At 53.0% G+C, this 18,600-nt stretch carries 13 protein-coding genes and 1 pseudogene; 6 read left to right on the plus strand and 8 right to left on the minus strand.

Features of this window, described 5'->3' with window-relative positions:
* Positions 1-1,272: 1,272 nt before the first annotated feature.
* Positions 1,273-1,662: pseudogene (locus KRAC_RS58730) on the minus strand (helix-turn-helix domain-containing protein); the annotation flags it as partial.
* A gap of 511 nt (positions 1,663-2,173) precedes the next feature.
* Between KRAC_RS58730 and tnpB the strand changes: the two are divergent.
* Entirely contained in the window at positions 2,174-3,352 is a 1,179-nt protein-coding gene (tnpB, locus tag KRAC_RS58735) for an IS200/IS605 family element RNA-guided endonuclease TnpB (RefSeq protein WP_007923231.1), read from the plus strand.
* Between the two features lie 37 nt (positions 3,353-3,389).
* Here tnpB and KRAC_RS70095 read toward each other — a convergent pair whose 3' ends face one another.
* Positions 3,390-4,382, minus strand: coding sequence for an NUDIX domain-containing protein (locus KRAC_RS70095; RefSeq protein ID WP_083815288.1), 993 nt, complete (start codon positions 4,380-4,382; stop codon positions 3,390-3,392).
* A gap of 488 nt (positions 4,383-4,870) precedes the next feature.
* Here KRAC_RS70095 and KRAC_RS58745 point away from each other — a divergent pair, with 488 nt between their 5' ends.
* Positions 4,871-6,589, plus strand: a complete 1,719-nt coding sequence (locus KRAC_RS58745) for an ISL3 family transposase (protein WP_007923236.1) — start codon at positions 4,871-4,873, stop codon at positions 6,587-6,589.
* 19 nt (positions 6,590-6,608) lie between these two features.
* Here KRAC_RS58745 and kal read toward each other — a convergent pair whose 3' ends face one another.
* A complete protein-coding gene (gene kal, locus KRAC_RS58750; RefSeq protein WP_007923238.1) occupies positions 6,609-7,028 on the minus strand; it encodes a 3-aminobutyryl-CoA ammonia lyase in 420 nt (139 codons plus the stop codon).
* 270 nt (positions 7,029-7,298) lie between these two features.
* Here kal and KRAC_RS58755 point away from each other — a divergent pair, with 270 nt between their 5' ends.
* Positions 7,299-8,270 (plus strand): threonine ammonia-lyase, encoded by a 972-nt coding sequence (locus tag KRAC_RS58755; RefSeq protein WP_007923240.1) that lies wholly within the window; start codon positions 7,299-7,301, stop codon positions 8,268-8,270.
* Between the two features lie 457 nt (positions 8,271-8,727).
* Here the strand turns inward: KRAC_RS58755 and KRAC_RS64795 are convergent, their stop codons facing one another.
* Entirely contained in the window at positions 8,728-10,362 is a 1,635-nt protein-coding gene (locus KRAC_RS64795; RefSeq protein WP_007923241.1) for a hypothetical protein, read from the minus strand.
* Positions 10,363-10,672: 310 nt separating this feature from the next.
* Here KRAC_RS64795 and KRAC_RS58765 point away from each other — a divergent pair, with 310 nt between their 5' ends.
* The gene (locus KRAC_RS58765) at positions 10,673-10,891 is read left to right on the plus strand and encodes a hypothetical protein (protein ID WP_007923243.1); all 219 of its coding nucleotides are present in this window, start codon (positions 10,673-10,675) and stop codon (positions 10,889-10,891) included.
* A gap of 135 nt (positions 10,892-11,026) precedes the next feature.
* Here the strand turns inward: KRAC_RS58765 and KRAC_RS58770 are convergent, their stop codons facing one another.
* Entirely contained in the window at positions 11,027-12,310 is a 1,284-nt protein-coding gene (locus KRAC_RS58770) for an ATP-grasp domain-containing protein (protein ID WP_007923245.1), read from the minus strand.
* Positions 12,311-12,315: 5 nt separating this feature from the next.
* A complete protein-coding gene (locus tag KRAC_RS58775) occupies positions 12,316-12,594 on the minus strand; it encodes a hypothetical protein (protein ID WP_007923246.1) in 279 nt (92 codons plus the stop codon).
* Between the two features lie 191 nt (positions 12,595-12,785).
* Between KRAC_RS58775 and KRAC_RS58780 the strand changes: the two genes are divergently transcribed.
* Positions 12,786-13,454: an HAD family hydrolase gene (locus tag KRAC_RS58780; protein ID WP_007923247.1), complete on the plus strand. Its 669-nt coding sequence runs from the start codon at positions 12,786-12,788 to the stop codon at positions 13,452-13,454.
* Between the two features lie 129 nt (positions 13,455-13,583).
* Here the strand turns inward: KRAC_RS58780 and KRAC_RS58785 are convergent, their stop codons facing one another.
* Positions 13,584-16,709 (minus strand): alpha-mannosidase, encoded by a 3,126-nt coding sequence (locus KRAC_RS58785; RefSeq protein WP_007923248.1) that lies wholly within the window; start codon positions 16,707-16,709, stop codon positions 13,584-13,586.
* 292 nt (positions 16,710-17,001) lie between these two features.
* Between KRAC_RS58785 and KRAC_RS64805 the strand changes: the two genes are divergently transcribed.
* Complete coding sequence (locus tag KRAC_RS64805; protein WP_007923249.1) at positions 17,002-17,472, plus strand: M67 family metallopeptidase; 471 nt, start codon at positions 17,002-17,004, stop codon at positions 17,470-17,472.
* Between the two features lie 10 nt (positions 17,473-17,482).
* On the opposite strand, the gene KRAC_RS58795 is transcribed toward KRAC_RS64805, so the two are convergent.
* Complete coding sequence (locus KRAC_RS58795; RefSeq protein WP_007923250.1) at positions 17,483-18,457, minus strand: acetylxylan esterase; 975 nt, start codon at positions 18,455-18,457, stop codon at positions 17,483-17,485.
* Positions 18,458-18,600: the final 143 nt, after the last annotated feature.

Consider the following 18,600-nt stretch of genomic DNA (forward strand, 5'->3'; position numbering starts at 1 on the left):
CCCTTTTCCCTCGGCCCCCCACCGAACCGGACATGCCCGTTTCCGTAGCATCCGGCTCTCCAGCTTCTGGGAGTTTTCAGGTTTGGCTCTTCGCATTTCGCGTCCCTTGCCTTTCCGCTCCCATATAACCTGTTGCCCTTCCCCATGTCTCGGACATTACTCCAAGCCTTTGAGGTAGGGTAAGAGGCCAAGTCCCGATTACTCGGGAGCATCAACCCCTCCCCTCCGAACTCCACGTGCACCCTTTCGATGCATTAAGCTCTCCAGAGGCCCGTGTCTTTTCAACACCACTCCCACAGTGGTCTTCTGACACATCCGTGTCAACCACCATTTTTGAGTGTGGCCTCCTGCACCCCTTTGCTGGGTACATACCCAACTCGTATGGTCGCTCCGTCACCATGCCCCTTACGGGGTTTAGGCGATCCCTTAGTTCCATCAAATGTCTCAGTCTGTACGTAGGTGCCCATTTCGTCATTTCCCTCTCCGTGAGGGCTGGCTCCAACGAGAGCTTGTAGGGAAAGTAGTACCGTTCCCCTACACGTTGGACACAGGCGATAGTCCCTTCTCCTGTGGGCTGCTCCATTTCCGCCGTGACTTGAATTCAGCCAATCAAGACTTCACCCTATACAGCTTCACTGATGAGCCTCTGGCTCCTGGGACTGGAGCTTCACTCACCTTTGACACGACATGCTATTTCCCCCCCACGCCTTTCGGGTGAAGGTGTCCCCGCTCTCTATGAGAACGGGTAAGTCGCTGTGTTACTCACCTTGCTCTAGTGAGCTTACCCCGACGGGTAAGGGAGACATTTGTGGCACAAAGGCGCACTACTATGGCAACTCCGTCGCCATGAGACTCGCGTCTTTTAGGCGATCCCGCTTTTGCGCAAAGAGAACGTTGAGTGTGTTTAGGTGCCCGTTTGTTTCCTATCGGGTTCATTACCCGCTACTCACTGGAGAGAGTGTTTCCATCATCTGGATCCCCTATGATGTATTCTCAGTGTCATCCCTTTGGGCATGGTGGGATGGATGCGCATTTCATCGCACGGAAACGTAGGTTCAACAATTGGCCAGTTTCACCTCTCCCCCTAGCGGGGCTTCATGCACACAGGACTTGCGAGACTCTATTATACATGCCTTCTGATATTTCTCGCTTTATGAGCATGCTACAGTCGCCTTTGGGTTTCCCCTCCGGGTTAGCTCTTTTCCTAGAGGTTTTCACTCTCGACCTCTCCTGTCTGTGACAGGTATTACTCTCTGCACCGACACGGCGCACGATCCACATGCGATGGTCCCCAAGCTCGAATTGATCATTGGCCAGATAAAAACTCAGTTTGCTTTTCTTCTTGCTCTTGAATGTGGGCTGACCTGTCTTTTTTCCCTTTTTCAAACCTTCAAAATAAGCGGTCCAGGCGTTTGCCAGGTCGAGGAATGGCTGATCAGAGGCATTCTTGGTGACCTCCCATGTCCAGGGGTACTCTTGCCGTCGGATCTGGTTGAATTGTTTCTTCAGTTGTAAGGCCGTTGGTTTCTCGCCCGCTTGATACTGCCGGTTCCATTCTGCAAGTGCCCAGTTCCAGGTAAAGCGAGAAACACCTGCAGCTCTGACAAAATAGCGTTTCTGCTCTTCATTTGGATGGAGGCGTATCTTATGCGCGCGAATCATTGCCCACCGCTCCTGATAGACGTCAAAACCCCTTATTTCTTCTAGTATAGAACGTTTTTTCGCATCTGTCTATGAGAATGTCCTTTCTGGGCATATTGCCACGCTTTGCCTCCATTCTCCTCTCTTTTTGAGAACCGTTGAAAACTCTTTTTAGGAAGCGAGGTTAGCCACTATCTGTTCGATGAATGACTCTTTACTTAAATGCTGGAAGGGTAGGAGTGCTGAAGCGAGTATATAATCCCCGCTCTGATGTATAATTTATGTGTTCAGGCTTGATGCTTGTGCGTACCTAATAGGCGCTTGAGGCAAAGATAATGGCGTGGCATACATTCCACAACTGGGTAATCAATCCCTTCCCTCTCATGTACGTTCGAAGCCGGTCCTTAAGTGAGGCTTCTCCAGATTCTATCTCTAATTAGGCGTCAGAGGACCCCTTGCTTCTAGCTATGGGGATGAATGACGCCGTTCCTTTCTTTTGACTTTCTACATGCTATATGCTAAAATGTAGAATGTGAAACAGAAACGCGCCTACAAGTACAGGTTTTATCCCTCTGACGAGCAGAAACAGATTTTTGCTCGTACTTTTGGTTGTGTTCGTTTCGTCTATAATTGGGCGTTGCGTAAGAAGACGGATGCCTTCTACAATGACAACCAACGCCTCTACTACAAAGATCTTTCTGCTCTGCTCCCTGACTTGAAAAAGCAGAAAGAGTATTCATGGCTTTCTGCAGTTGCATCCGTTCCTTTGCAGCAATCCTTGCGTAACCTCGATAGAGCCTTCATCAATTTCTTTGAAGGTCGCGCAGAGTATCCTACCTTCAAGAAGAAAAGCAACCGTCAATCTGCTACCTATGCTGGCACGGCCTTCACCTGGCGCAATGGGGCTCTTACACTCGCTAAGATGAGTGAGCCACTTGATATTCGCTGGTCGCGTCCTCTTCCTGATGATATAACTCCTTCGAGTGTGACCATCACCAAAGACTGTGCTGATCGCTACTTTATCAGCATTCTAGCTGAAGATGAGATTGAACATTTACCCTCTAATGAGAATGCTCTTGGTGCTGATCTTGGCTTGAAGTCCTTTGTGGTTCTCTCGACTGGTGAGATCGTGGGCAATCCCAAATTCTTTCACAAAGATGAGAAGAAGCTTGCCAAAGCACAACGTCGTCATGCCAGGAAGAAAAAGGGCTCAAAGAATCGAGACGAGGCACGTCTCAAGGTAGCGCGTCTTCATGCCCGTATCGCTGATCGGCGCCGTGACTTCCTGCACAAGCTCTCGACACGATTGATCCGTGAAAACCAAACGATCTGTGTTGAGTCGCTGGTAGTCAAAAACATGGTCAAGAACGAGAAGCTCTCCAAAGCGATAAGCGATGTCGGATGGTCTGAGTTTGTGTCCCAATTGGAATACAAAGCCGACTGGTATGGTCGAACCCTGGTCAAGATTGATCGGTGGTACCCTTCCAGTAAGCGCTGTTTCAAGTGCGGTCATCTTCTCGACGCTCTCACGCTTGATGTGCGTGAATGGACCTGCCCTGAATGTGGTGTCCATCACGACCGTGACATCAATGCAGCAAACAATATCCTTGCCGTGGGACTCACGGTCCATGCCTGTGGAGAGAGCATAAGACCTGGTGCGGTGAAAACCAAACCAGGCAGTTCTCGACGAAGCAGGAAAGCCTCGAAGTGATTCGAGGAATCCCCCGGCTTTAGCCGTGGGGAGGATGTCAATCTCTTACGAGGAACGCCAGAGAGAGCAAGTAGAGAGCACTTGGTGCCAAATCAAGCCGAAATACTTGACTGAGTGGGAAGAAGATCATGGCGTCTCCTTCACCAACAGACACATCACTTTGACGAGCTTGTGTCTGCGCAAGAAAAACAAACCACTCATTGTAGGCTGCTAGTTGGGAAACAGAAGGCAATAAGCCATGCCAAAGCTGGGCGAGGGGCTCTTGCAGATGTAATCCTGTTTCTTCTCTCACTTCACGCAAAGCGGCCTCCTCTGCCGTTTCTCCTGGCTCAATTCCTCCTCCAATGAGGCTCCATTGATGTGGAGACGTAGGTGCATCAGGCCCTCGATACTGCAATAAGAGTTGCTTGGTTTCATTGACAAGCACCACTGCCGCCAGTTGCCTTTTGAGAAGGAAACTACACATCTGCATTCTCATCTGAGCGCCTTCACTGTTGACTTGTTCCTCTTCCTGGTACAGGTAAGCATATGCCGAGGCCAAGCAGTCTTCCAATGGAAAACTCGTATCTAAGACCAGAGTCTCTGTTGGAAGGTGAGTAAACATCTCTCGTTCCTCTTCATCACTGAGTCCTGCGTCTTCTCTCCATTGAGAAGGTCGAGTCTCACGCGATATGAGACGCAGATTGCGTAACTTCCGAGGAGCCTCACATCGGATGATTTTCAAACGCGCCTCAGCCCGCTCTGTCATTTCTTTTACCTGTTCAAGCACAAAGGGAAAGCGCCCTGGACTATCGAGAATAACCGAAAGATGTTGCTTTACCAGCAGATCTCGAGCTATCTCTAGCATCAGCGTGTAGGAAGCTGGCCCAGCGAGTTCTGCACCTACGCCACCAGTTAAAAGAGGTGATTTGAGGCTATCCTTGTCAATGACCGGCCAGCCCCAGCTTTGGCCGAGTGCTAGTGCCAGGGTCGTTTTGCCTGTACCAGGCATACCTGCCATGAGAACCAGTGTCAAATCTTGTTTCATCATGCTTCCTCCTCATTTCCCTCAAAAGAGCCATGTGACGCACAAATGCTCTATGTGGGTAGGATCGGCCACAAATATCAGAGATAAATATTGCTTAGCGCTAAGGGGGCAGGTGTTTTTATGCGCAGCGCTATAGTGAATAGTAGAATTTTATTGGCTTTAAGAATCATCGCTTCTCCTGGTGTAAATCGCGGTTTTGGTTTCGGCATAATTGCAGTTTATCGGGCTGCATGGATTTGGCACAACGACGCCATTGTCCATGCTGGCTAGGCGCGCTCTGCTGGCTCATTGAGCATGGGCTAGCAGAGCGCGCCTAGCCAGAACCGGAATTCGTGCTGAATCGGCGGGCTCATACGCATTTTTGCTGAGACAAACGTTCCACTTTTCCTCGTGCTGATTTGTTTATGCACTTTTAATAGCCTTTTACAGGAGGGAGCGATATACTGGCTTGCTGATTGAATTGTGGAATGGATAAAAGGAGTCCCACCTCAATGGCAAGCGTTTTGTTGCTCCCTGATCCTACCGTCCTCGCTCTGCTCGACGTTGAAGTGAATGAAGAGGCGAAGATAATCACTGCTACCGCAAAAACGACTTCAAAAGAGGCTCATTGCCCAGTGTGTGGGCATGCTGCGGATCGGGTTCACTCGCGCTATGTGCGTACTCTCGCCGATCTCCCATGCTCTGGGCAGCGGGTCCGCTGGCTCGTTCAGGTCCGCCGCTTCTGGTGTGAGAATACAGCGTGCTCTCGCACGATTTTTACCGAACGACTCCCCGTCTGTGCGCCTGCCCATGCTCGTCGAACGGTTCAGCAGGCTGCAGTGCTGTGTGAGGTGGCCTTTGCGCTGGGAGGCAAGGCTGGATCCCGGATCGCGAGACTGCTCAACATGGAAACCAGTCATGATACGTTGCTCCGACTCATGCAACGCAGCGAACCGCCTGTGGTGACCGCTCCTCGCATTTTAGGGTTGGACGATTTTGCGTGGAAGAAGGGCCACCGATGGGGGACGCTACTCATTGACCAAGAAACGCATAAGGTCGTTGATGTTTTGCCTGACAGGGAGGCGGAGACAGTGACCAGGTGGTTGGTGGATCACCCTGGTGTAGAAGTTATTAGCCGCGATCGAGCGGGAGCATATGCTGATGGGGCAAGAAAAGGAGCCCCACAGGCTCAACAAATCGCCGATCGCTTCCATCTCCTGGTGAACCTGCACAGTGCGATGGTTCGCTTGTTTGAGCGCAAACATGAGATCCTCAAACAGGTAGTGACCAAAGAACAGGCTCAGAACAAGGGGACAGCTTCCCATTGCAGCGAGCCTGACGCGCAGGGAAAAGACGAACCAAAACCCTTGACGCCCACCGAAGCGCAACGACAAGCACGGCATGCCAGACGCAAGAATCGCTATGAGGAGGTGATCAAGCTGCATGAACAAGGCATGAGTCAGGCTGCGATTGCCACCTTGGTTGGGCTCAATCGGAACACAGTTCATAGCTACATCCAGGCTCCGGAGTTTCTTGAACAAGCTCGATCCAGCAGGCATAAGAGCAAGCTTGATCCCTACAAAGACTATCTTCATCAGCGGTTTGCAGAAGGGCAACAGAATGTGACCCATCTGATTGCAGAAATTCGAGAACAAGGATTTCGAGGGAGCAATACGATCGTGTTTGACTATCTCAGATCGCGTCGTGGAGAGCCTGCCTGGAGAGATGTCTATCAGCAGCGCAAACAGCAGATTGCCTGCGGGGTTTCCAAAAAGCCGCTTTCTGCCCACCAAGCGGCTTGGCTCTTTGTCTGTAATCCGCGCAAACTCAAATGGCGGCAAATCTGGTGGCAACTAGAGCCACTCCGAGTCGAAGATGAAGAGCTGGGAAGAGCGTATCATCTAGCACAGGATTTTCGTGCCATGATCACACAGCGACAAGTTGCTGTCCTACCACGCTGGCTCAAAGAGGCTGAGACATGTGGCATTCCCGAATTGCGCAGCCTGGCCGTAGGCGTCTATCGCGATTACCATGCGGTGTATGGTGCGCTTGAAACCTCGTACAGCAATGGACAAACCGAAGCTCAGGTCCATCGCCTGAAACTGATCAAAAGGCAGGCGTATGGCAGGGCGAGCTTTGAGCAGCTTCGTCTGCGGGTACTGCATGGATCGGGAGTGACGCATCAAGAGAATTTGAGAATGGAACGTTTGTCTCAGCAAAAATGCGTATGAGCCAATCGGCGACCGCAATTTACACCTGGGCAATATGATGAGATATCCTCTGCTTCTCTGTTTTGACGACGGTTGTGCCTACCGCCCGCCCTACCAGGAGTGGTTCTATGAGCACATCTGCCGCTGAGGCGCCGATGTCGGGGCGAGCCACGATTACTTTATACGCCTCAAATTCCAGGCGCCGAGATGTCTTGCCGATATGCGATACACGTCCTTTCACCTCCACAAAATCTCCTGCATAGAGCGGCGCGAGAAATTCCACATGCTCATAACTTACCAGCAGCCCCTCGTCCCCATCGCAGAGGATGGCCAGTTCCGTCGCGGCATCGCCAAACAAAGATAGCATGTGCGCCCCATTTACCAGTTGTCCCCCGTAATGGGCATCATGGGCGCTTAAACGCACACGCAACAGCGACGTATACTCAGACGTGACAACCATGGATGGCTCCCTTCACAATATCCCTAACAAACGTTTGTTAGTATCTAGGTCTAATATACCTCAGCAAGAAAAAGTATTTTTGCGTGGCTAATGTCCATTATGTACAAAATTTGCTTAAAAAGCAAGGGTTTGTAAGATACTCCTTTTGTTTCTTTGCACCTGCGGTGCTTAGCATACCCTACTTATTATTGATACTGCAACCTTTCAAGACTATAAGAAATGCGGATGTGATATAATACAGAGGAATACTTTTATTTGGGAGTTATGCTTATGCTAACCTATACTCATGCGCCACAGCTTACGGGCGCCTATCTTGGCGAGGTCTGGGAACGCCTCCCTCCTGCTCTACGCCCCACCTTCTTTGTAGCCGATCCTACGCTCTCGCAACAGGTTCGCTGCGAAGTGACAATTGTGAGCGAAACCTTCCAGTACACGGGCAGCTTTAAGTTTCGTGCAGCCTATAACCTGCTCGCCAGCATCCCTCATCAGCATGTGATTACGGCCTCTTCAGGCAATTTTGGCCAGGCGGTCGCCTATGCAAGCAAGTTACTTGGAAAAACCTGTACCGTTGTTATGCCGACAACTTCAGCTCAGGTGAAGATTGAGGCTGTACGCGCCTATGGCGGAACCGTTGATCTTGTGGACGTGCGCCAGGTCAGCCGGGCCAAGCGTGTGGCTCAGTTAATGCAACAACATCCAGAGGCCTTCCAGGCCCCCGCCTACGATGACTTCCGCGTTGTCGCGGGCAACTCGACGCTCGGGATGGAGATCTTTGCGGCACTTGATCCCGATGTTATCCTGGTACCCGTTGGCGGCGGCGGACTGAGTTCTGGCCTGGTGATTGCCCGGGACTATTTGCAGAAAGAAACGGAGATTCTGGGGGCTGAACCCTTATTAGGCAATGATGCCGCGCGCTCACTACATCAGGGTACGCTTATAAGCAATACAGATGAACCCACGACGGTGGCCGATGGAGCACGCACGCTTAGCCTGGGCCAACTTAACTGGGAAATCTTGCGCCAGGGCATGAGTGACATCCTTGAGGTGCCAGATACAGCGATCCTGGCAGGACTCCGCCATAGCTTCCGTTACCTAAATCTGAAGGTGGAACCCACGGGCGCACTCTCCCTGGGGGCACTCTTAAACGAGTCAGGACGCTTTGAGGGGAAACGCGTCTGCTGCGTCGTGAGTGGTGGCAATGTTGATCCGCGACTCTATGCTCAGTATCTCAATGCGGAATAAAGAAGAGGGGCGCGAAAGAATCGCGCCCCTCTTCTTTATATAGGCGTGGCGAGAAAACCACGAGGTCTTCAGCCTCGTGGATGAATCGCCGGACCGCCTCTTGTTCTTTTGAGCAAGAGACGATCCATTGACTCAAAAAACTCTGCCCGAAGGCAGGTGGTGCGTATCCCTTCGCTATGACCACGAAGGGAATCCGGCTTCATCTCGACAAGGTTCAAAAGGCTTTTTACACCGAGAGCACCAGCCCTTTCCTCAAGCCTACTTAACTCTCAGCGACAGAGCAGCGGTCTGATGCGTCAACCGCAGGTGTCATGACCTATCGAACGTAGCGCCCATTTCTGGGGCTGAGTCTGGTGAACTCAGACTTCCGAGGAAGCTACTGAACCAAATCTTCAGTGACTTCCGAAGAAGCCGCTGCGTCTTTAGCTCAGCGGTAGTTCACTCCGCGTCTCGCCTCCTATTGAGGAGGAAAGATTGCTAGATTCGTAAATTGTGCCTCAGCCCCTGGTTTTGTTTTGGGCAGGTTCGAGACAAAGAACGCAACAGAACCACTTAAGTAGCTGTTATCAGAGATCGTTTTAATGGTCTGTCCATTCACAATGAAAGTCATCGTGGACCCTTTGGCCTTCACCACAATTTGATTAGTCTTACCCATTGGTTGAATAGCCGGGCTCGCGGCATTAGGCACGAGCGTTTGAGCCTCAAGCACTGTCGTCTTAGCTGGATCAGACATGCCCTTGAAAATGGTATAGGTGCCATCGCCATACAATTCAAGGCGATAGAAGGTCGCCAATGAGCCATTTTGCGCCGCAGCGGCGCGAATAACCACACCATAGCCACCACCACCTGACTGTGGATTCGGGTCGCCTTTGCTAAGCGTCGCATTCACAAACAACTGGAAGTCACCATATGACTTACTATCGGGTAGTGTCTCGGTGAAGAGCTTATTATCGTTGTCTTTCAGGGTAAGCGCGCCGTTGCTCAGAGACGCCGCGAACGCGCCTTTCGCATCCTTTTCCAGGTGCCAGCCATTGTTGTTATTTGCGAACGTATCGGCAAACAATGGCTTACCGGTCGGGGTGGATAATGGCTTGAGCGTATTGACTGTCGCGGTACTCTTGTTCGCATCAGTATTGTTTCCATGAGAGAAAATGAGCGAGCCACCAACACCTGCGATAATCACTACCAATACCAGCACAACTGCGCCAATAATCATGCCCCAGCGAGGACGTTTCTGCTGCTCCGAGAGGGCAAAGGGATCAGGGGCAGGCGAGAATGGGATCGAATTCCCGGTAGTCCGCTCATTGCCTTGATTGCCAGCGAAAGGAGAACCGCTCTCCATGCCATTCTGTCCCCACTGCATACCCGAACCGTTAGGCGCCTGGGGCTGGTTCCACTGCCCAGAACCCATTGGTGTCTGGGGCTGGTTCCACTGCCCTGAGCCCATTGACGTTTGAGGCTGATTCCACTGTGTCGCTGAATCAGTGGCCCCCTGGGGCTGCCCCCACTGCCCAGAACCCATTGGTGTCTGGGGCTGGTTCCATTGTCCAGAACCTGTTTGGGGCTGCGCCTGGTTCCATTGTCCAGAACCTGTTTGGGGCTGCGCCTGGTTCCATTGTCCAGAACCTGTTTGGGGCTGCGCCTGGTTCCATTGTCCAGAACCTGTTTGGGGCTGCGCCTGGTTCCATTGTCCAGAACCTGTTTGGGGCTGCGCCTGGTTCCATTGTGTGCCTGAACCGGGCGCAGCGTTAGCAGGTGCTCCCCATGGCGCATTTGCATTCGCTGGTTCCTGCGCCGGGGCTGATTGTCCCCATTGAGGAGCCGCAAATTGCCCCCACTGAGAACGATTATCTGGCGCTGAATCGGGTGCATTTGTCGGTTGATTCCAACCCGGGCCACCTCCCTGGTTGAGTCCAGGCATTGAAGGAGGAAAATTACTGCCAAATGGCGACCCACTGTTCCCTTGATTTCCCATCGCAGGTCCCGATTCAAAGAGCAATCCGCAATTTCGACAACGCCCCTCATTCATAGGCGATGCCGCGCCGCAGCGTGGACATTGACGTCCTTGTATATTAAATACCGACGAGGACATGGAAACCTCCAATAACAACCGACATGCTTAACGCTGAGTATCGCATAGATCCACAAGAAAGTCCAACACACTCCTGAAAGATGGTATCTTTAGGTCGATTGGCGAATTCTACACATCTTTTTTTGCATTGATCTGCTGTATCTACTCCGGACTTCTCGCCACTCCGTGGCTCGCACCGCACCCTCTAACCCCTGCTCAGCGTCTCAGACGCTGAGAACACCTCGCAAAGAGAGGAACTGAGTAGTTACAACCTGCTTTATAAAGGACTTCTATACATAGAGAAACACGCGAGAAAGTCAAAGAAGTGTGTATGCTTACCAGAGATAAGCGCGCAACAAGCGTAGGTTATACTTATAGCAATGCGGTCGATACTACAAAAATCGTACAAAAATATCCCTTTAACGCAGGAAATACAACAATCTTCCGTAAAACATTCTTCCCACTAGAAATATATCGCAAAGGCAGCCAGATATATCACAAATCTAGGAAAAAAGGCACGGTGGCTGGACACACAATAACCAATCAGTAAAAATTTTGCTTGGGCTTATAGTATCATAAAGTCAGCAATAAGTGGTATCTTTTCGCAAAAAAAGTGGGGTGAGGTAGGCAGGAGCGATGCTGGCGTTAGCAGCATCGCTCCTGCCTACCTCACCCCACTTGTGTCCTAGCGCATACTGAGCACTGGTATCTCTCGGCGGATCTCAAAGTGGAGACAGCGATGCGCCTGCCGCAGCGCCTCCTCCACCTGGACTGGAGTTTCACCACGCGCGAAGATAAAACCCAAGTAACTGGCCCCCTCTGGCAATGGCACCAGGGGATGATGCACCTTCGCCGTGATCTCGACGCCTGTAATCAAGGGAACAGCCGCCGCCTCTTCCACGCCTGTCACCCCTTTGAGTATGCCTGCGGAGGGAATAGGAATCATCATCACGCCAGTCGCGTGCGTGTCACGTTCAAGCGTTTGAATTTCTTCGCCGATGGCATGCCGCAAAATCAGCTCTTCAAGGCACATGCCTGAACCAAACTCAAGGATGGTAGAACAGAGGCCCCCTATCGAGCGGCCAGCAATTTCGAGCATCCAGGGTCCGGACTCATTGACGCGAAGCTCGGCATGCACCGGCCCATGGCGCAACCCCAACGCAGACGCAGCCGTCGAGACGCACGCCGCGATGGCTTGCTGTACCTCTTGAGAGAGACGCGAAGGCGTGGTATAGATCGTCTCCTCGAAGAAAGGGCCGTCCAGGGGATCTGGCTTATCAAAGAGTGTCAGGACTTTGAGTGCCCCATGAGTCAGGATACCTTCAAGCGCGACCTCGACCCCTGGAATAAAGTCCTCCACCAGGAAAGTCGTCTCTTCCTCTGCATATCCCTCGCTCAGGACGATTCGCTTCAGGCGATAGAAGGCCTGGAGGAACTCCGCTGGATTATTGGCGCGTATCACCCCACGGCTACCGGAGAGGCGACGTGGCTTCAACACGCAGGGATAACTCACGCGTTGCGCGATCTCTTCTGGTGCTTCCTGCAAACTAAAATCGCGGAACACCGGGCAGGGCGCGCCCCCCTCCGACATCAGGCGTCGCATCAAGAGCTTATCGCGCGCGGCTTCTGCCGCACCGGGCGAGTTATGAGGAAGCCCCAGGGCGGCACAGGCTTGAGCGGCCAGCTCGCTGGCGCTATCATCCACTGAGAGTATGGCGGTGATAGGATGCTCCCGCGCATAGTCCGTAATGGTACGCACCGATGTTGGAGTATCGGAGAAATCAATCCCCAGCGGCACATGCCAGTAGTCCGCCAGCGATTCAGGAAGATCGATCCCTACAACCACCTCCAGTTGTAACTGTTGCGCAGCGCTCAAAAACGCACCGGCGCGATAGGTTGAGGGCGACATAAGCAAGAGAACGCGCTTTGAGGCCTCTTCTCTTGCATACATACTACGTACATTGCTCATAGACGTTACTCATCCTGCTCTACATCTACAACAAGACCCTTTGATTTCAAGGCAGCCGCCAGCCCGAAGAGGCGTGCATCGCCGCGCACCGTCCAGAGAAGCTCTTGAGAGGACAACGCCGGTTTCTGGCTCTCCTCCCAATGACATTCATAGGCCCCCTGCCAGTTCCTATGCTGCACCCGCCCCTGGTAGTGCCAGGGCGCGGTCATTGGACGGCGATGGTTAAAACCCAGGCCAGCACCATCAATGCTAGCAAAATCTTTACTGCGAAAGATGACCTTCATGCTTCCAAACCTCGTGCGGATTCCTATGCTTAGCTTATCATAGCAGCAACCAGCTCTTATGAAAACCATTTCGCGCGCCAAAAGCTGTCATCTACACACCACATTATTACATTTTCGTAGTAGAATACATCAGAGAAAGGCGAATGACTAGCTTAATACCATAACAACTATAAGAAACGAAAGAGATTCCCATGTCTACACTTACATTCTGGATAGATGTCGATAATACCCTCATTGATAATGACAGGGTCAAACAAGATCTTTTTGATCAGCTACAAAATCTTCTCGGCGAGAAGCTCAACACACGTTTCTGGGAAGTCTATGAAGAGGTGCGCGAGGAGAAAAGCGTCGTTGATATCCCGCTTACACTGGAGCGCCTGCGTGAAGAGACACCTCTTACAGAGATGAACGACGAAACCTACAAACGCGCCCACGCCATATTTGACGACTATCCCTTTGACGAGCAGCTCTATCCTCATACGTTGGAGACGCTGGCCCATCTGGGCTCCCTGGGAACAACGGTCATCGTCTCCGATGGCGACCAGGTGTTTCAAGATAATAAGATCCACCAGAGCGGGCTGGCCCAGGCCGTCGAGGGGCGCGTCCTCATCTATGGGCATAAACAGAGGCACCTCGACGAAATCATTGCGCGCTACCCGGCGGACCACTTTGTGATGATCGATGACAAGCCTCAGATCCTGCATGAAACGAAGGCCATTCTAGGCCAGCGCCTGACAACCGTCTTCGTCCAGCAAGGCAAGTATGCACACGCCAACCCACCCAAGGGCTTTACACCAACCATCACAGTCTCTACAATCGCGGACCTGCACACATACGCCGCAGAACAATTCCTGAAATAGAGGTTCATGCCAGCATGGACCCATTCATCGCCCAATACACCCTTGAGAGTGATGTGATGGACCGGAGCGGCCACTGGCCGCTCCGGTCCATCACATCACTCTCAAGGCGAGCGCCGCAGGCGCGAGAAATCAGGCCAGGTGGACGCGGAAGGTTTTAATCTCGAAGGGGCGCACGGCGAAGGAGAGCGTCTTGCCTTCATACTGTGCCTCGCCCTGTGGCTTCTCCAGCAGGTTACACTCCTGCGCGGAGACGATGGAAGAGGCAAAGCGCAAAGTGGCCTTTCCGCGCCGGTTGTGCGCTTCATAAAGACGCACAATGAGACCATCGCCATCCTCGGCAGGTTTGACCGTCTCCACAATAATATGTGGGCAGTCGGTCTGCAAGAATGAAGCGGACGAAGGTGCATTGGCAGCAGTGGGCTGGGCCGTCCCCTGCGCCAGCAGCACCGGAACATTTAGCTCATACGCACGACGCTCCACACCTGCTTCGCGCCAATCTCCCTGGTGCGGTAAGAGGCTATAGGTGAAGCGATGCAACCCCTGGTCAGCCTCTGGATCTGGACTGACACCAGATTTCAAGAGCGTCAGGCGCATGACATTATCATGCACATCATGGCCATACTTGCTATCGTTCAGCAGGCTCACGCCATAGCCACTCTCGCTGAGATCAATCCAGCGATGGGCGCAGACCTCAAAACGCGCCATATCCCACGAGGTATTGCGATGCGTCGGTCGCTGAATATGCCCAAACTGGATCTCATACGTTGCCTGGGCACTGTTAATCGCCACGGGGAAGGCGGCTTTCAGGACTGTCTGATGCTCATGCCAATCAATCTCTGTCACGAAATCGATACGCGCCGAGTGACGCCAGAGAGAGATCCGCTGGGTGACACGCGAGGCCATGAAGGGACGCACCACCTCAACCGTCGCCCGGATGGGACCCTCCTCGATCACACGTACGCTCGCCGCCTCCGACAGAGGATAAGGCTTCTCTTCATAGAAGATATCGATATCCCAGGCATCAAAGTTTAAGGGACGATCTTCAAAAGCAATCAACTGATTGCCCGTTTGCCCTGGCGCCAGCACATCGCGCTCAGCCAGTTTATCATAGAGGCGTTCAATCTCGCCGTTTGCCGTCAAGTTCAGCTCATAGTAGGCGTTCTGGAGGGTAATCTGTCCATTGGCATCCACGGAAGCCCGACAGGCGCTCTCCGATGCACCAGTTTCAGCGGCTTCAAGCGTGGCAAAGCCCATTGAAGGGACCTTAACCGTATCGAGTAAGAGATGCTTCTGGCCATCCCAGTCCTCCACCTGCTGTCCCTCTGGCAGCGTCTCCGCGTCGACAGCAGCCAGCGCAACCTGGACGGGATCAGTGCGCTCCCAGGGAAGTGTATTCAGTAAACCTGGTTGGGCTAAACTCCAGCCCAGGGAACTGGCCAGGTGGGCAATAGCCTCGTCGCGTACCTCAGAGGCAATCGCGTGCGCCTGCTGATAGAGGCGCAGGGCGTCCTCATAGACCTCGGCAATCGACGAGCCGGGCAGGACATCATGGAACTGATTCAGTAGCACCAACTTCCAGGCCTCATTCACGCGCTCCTGGCGCGTTTGCATGCCATAGAGGCTGGCCCAGGCATTGAGCAGTTCGACCTCGCGCAGATAGAACTCGGCCCGGCGATTGCCCTGTTTGGTGCGTGCCTGCGAGGTATAGGTTCCCCGATGATACTCCAGGTAGAGCTCGCCCACCCAGTTTGGCAATTCGGGATGCTCCCAGACGCGCTCATAGAGATCATCGAAGTAGCGATCCACGCGTCCCATCTCCACCGTGGGGAAGCCTGGCAAGTCACGAAGTACAAGCGAGCGCTCAAGCTGATGCTCTTCGGGGCCACCACCACCATCACCCCAACCACAGAGGTAGAGCAGTTCGTCATTGATCTGCTGCTGGCGATAATTCTTCCAGGTCCCCCAGATATCCGAGGCGCGGAAGGGACCATTATAGGTATAGTAGGTGCTGACCGTTGAGACATCGGGCGCGGTCACAAAGTGCGTGAGCACCTCTGTCCCATCGATGCCACGCCAGCGGAAGGTATCGCATGGCATACGGTTAAACTGGTTCCAGCTGATCTTCGTGGTCATAAAGACCGGGATATCACAGCCGCGCATGATCTGTGGCATGGCCGCACTATAGCCAAAGACATCCGGTAGCCAGATATAGCGTGGCGCATAGCCATATTCTTCTTCCATAAAGCGCGTGCCGTGCAGCACCTGGCGTACCAGCGATTCACCCGAGGTCAGGTTACAGTCAGCCTCAACCCACATGGCGCCAACCAGTTCGATCCGCCCCTCAGCAATACGCTGCTTCACCCGCTCATAGAGCTCAGGCAGGTCTTCTTTGACCCATTGCAGCGCCTGGGGCTGGCTATGGGCATAATAGTAATCGGGATAGCGCTCCATCAAGCTCAGCACGTTGGCGAGCGTATGGGAAATCTTCTGGTGCGAGCGCCAATACGGCCACTGCCAGGCCAGGTCCAGGTGCGCGTGCCCCGTGACAATCATATGGGGGCGTGTCCCCGCATTCAAACCGTCCGCAAGCTGATCCTGGAGAAGCGCCAGGGCCTCTCTGGCCGATTGAATGAAGCGCGCACTCGCGTATCCTTCGCGTAGATCGAGCAGAGTATGGGCCTTATTTAAACGCTCAATCAAGGTGTGGTGTACAAGGTCATTTTCGTCAAGCGACAGCGCTGCTTCAAAGACTGTGTGCATCGTATGATAGAGTTGCCATACTGTTTCGTTGCGCGCATGCAACGTCAAGCCCTCAAAAAGCAGTGGAATATAGGTATAGACCTGGATCGTGAGCTGGTGCTCTTGCCCATCACCCACCAGCTCAGGTAGCAGCAATTGCCGGTGGCGCCAGTCAAAGGCGCCAATGGCCTGACCATCAAGAAAGACAGTCGCTTCGAGACGCAATAACAGAGAATCATCCTCAGACTGGGGCCAATGCAACTGCAGCACGAGGGCCTGGCCCTGCCATGAGTCAGGAGCCTGCATGGAGGTCTGTAGCCAGGTTGTCGCATGTTTGCGTCCCCACACCTGGCCAAGTTCTAAAGGTTGCCACGCCACATCATCTGGAAGGGGAGGCGGCGTCATTGGGCCAGTAGCCGGGGCATGTAGAATGGGTTGGAGTTGACGGCGCGGTCCCTCCATCGCTTGAGCCATACGCTTAATCGCAGCCCTAAGCTTTTTCTCAGTAAGCGGCATAAATATTTTCTATCCTCTCTTTCCCATTACGTCCTTTCGAAAACCTGAGCGCGGAGCGCTAGCCACGACAGTGGCGCCGTGCCCCCGAATGGGAGTTGGTTTTCGCATAAGAAGGATTTGGGGGTCGTGTGCGAACATTGTAGCATCGAGTCCCGCAAGGCGGCAATCAACGCTTGGTCGATATGGTATAGTATCTGTGCTATTGCCTTTTAAAGGACAAAGCTTTCATCAAACGGATATACGCTCGCTGTGTGGCATTTGCTATTAGAAAAGTAGTAGAATCAACACCGTTATGAAAAAGCAGCAACGTTCTTCCCATACGCATATCATCCTCAGCCAGGAGGCTCGGGAGGAGATACAGAAAGATGTGCATCAGCGCGCGCATATTGAAGCCTGTGGTGCCCTCCTGGGGATCATGGATGAGGAGGGCAACTGGTGTATAGAACACGCGCATCCACTGGCCAATACCGCGAATTCGCCTGTCTACTTCGAGTTTGACCCTCAGGAACTCTTAACAGTAGAGATGAGCCACCCGGGACAACTCATTGGAGTCTACCACAGTCACCCAACAGGCTATGCCCAGGCCAGCAGTACGGATAGCGACAACATGCGCCGCGTCAACGCTGAACAGGGCATTCCCTGGGCCTGGCTGATTGTCTGCGGACCCTTCAACCAGGCTCAGGAGTTGGCAAACGAGAAGCTGCTAGGCTATTTTCACTATGAGCGCGAGGGCCTGCAACGCCTGGAGATCGTTTTCCAATAACAAAATATGCTTATGCGAGCTGGAACATCTTGCGCGCAAAGCGATATTTCTCTTCATCGTGAATGACGCTCCCACCCTCATGGCCATTAAACGGATAAACCTTGAGTTCTTTCTCGCCGCCAAGATGGTTATAGACCGCGAACCCGCTTGAGGGGGGGCAGATCGTATCCAGCAGGGCGATGGAGAGTAAGACTGGGCAGGTAATACGCGGCGCAAAGTTCATTCCATCGAAATAACTCAATGTTTGATAACTTGCTTCGACCGTGTGGGGGCGCCGCTTCCAGAGGTCCACAAGTTCGTGATAGGGACCCGCACCAAACACCTCGATAGAGCGCTGGAAGTGGCAGAGGAAAGGCACATCGGGCATAGCTGCGACAATCCCCTTGTTCTGTGCCAGCGCCGCCACCGCCAGGGTCAGGCCGCCCCCCTGGCTTCCACCAGTTATGATAATGTCACCAGTCTCGGGGAGCGAACGCACAACATCAATAGCACGCACACAATCGACATATGCATGCCGGTAGTAGTACTCACGCGGATCATTGAGGCCCCTGGTCATAAAACCAACGAAGCCGCCGCCGCTGTAAGGATAGTTATCGGGCGTCTGGCCGTCCTGGCCACGCGTATCGACCGTCAATACCGCGTAGCCCTGTAAGGCCCAGTGCAGATATGACGCGATATGTCCCCGGCCGCCAGAATACCCATGATACTGCACAATCGTCGGGATTTTGCCATCTTTCTCCAGGCGATAGCCTTCGTTCGGCACAATGTACCATCCCGCGACACGCGTCCGCTCATCATACGCGTTGTAACGCACATCATAGACCGTTACCCGGTCGACGACGTAGGGCTGAACTTCAAACTGGGCATCCAGGGGCCGGGCATCACTTTCGGCCAGCGTCGCCTGCCAGAAGGCGTCAAAATCGGCTGAGGCGGTGAGTGCGGGACGGTACTGCTCAAGTTCCGCGAGAGGCATATCAACGATCATGTAAAGATCTCCCTCTAACAAAATACTATGTGGGCATGACACAGATGCCTGCATCGATGACAGGCAAACGTTTTTCCAGTATACAATACCTGGGAGGCCTTATGGCGTGCGGCGTTGCCTTTGAAGTATTCATTCTTAAGCTG

This window comes from Ktedonobacter racemifer DSM 44963, from assembly GCF_000178855.1.
In the GTDB taxonomy this organism is placed as follows: Bacteria; Chloroflexota; Ktedonobacteria; order Ktedonobacterales; family Ktedonobacteraceae; genus Ktedonobacter; species Ktedonobacter racemifer.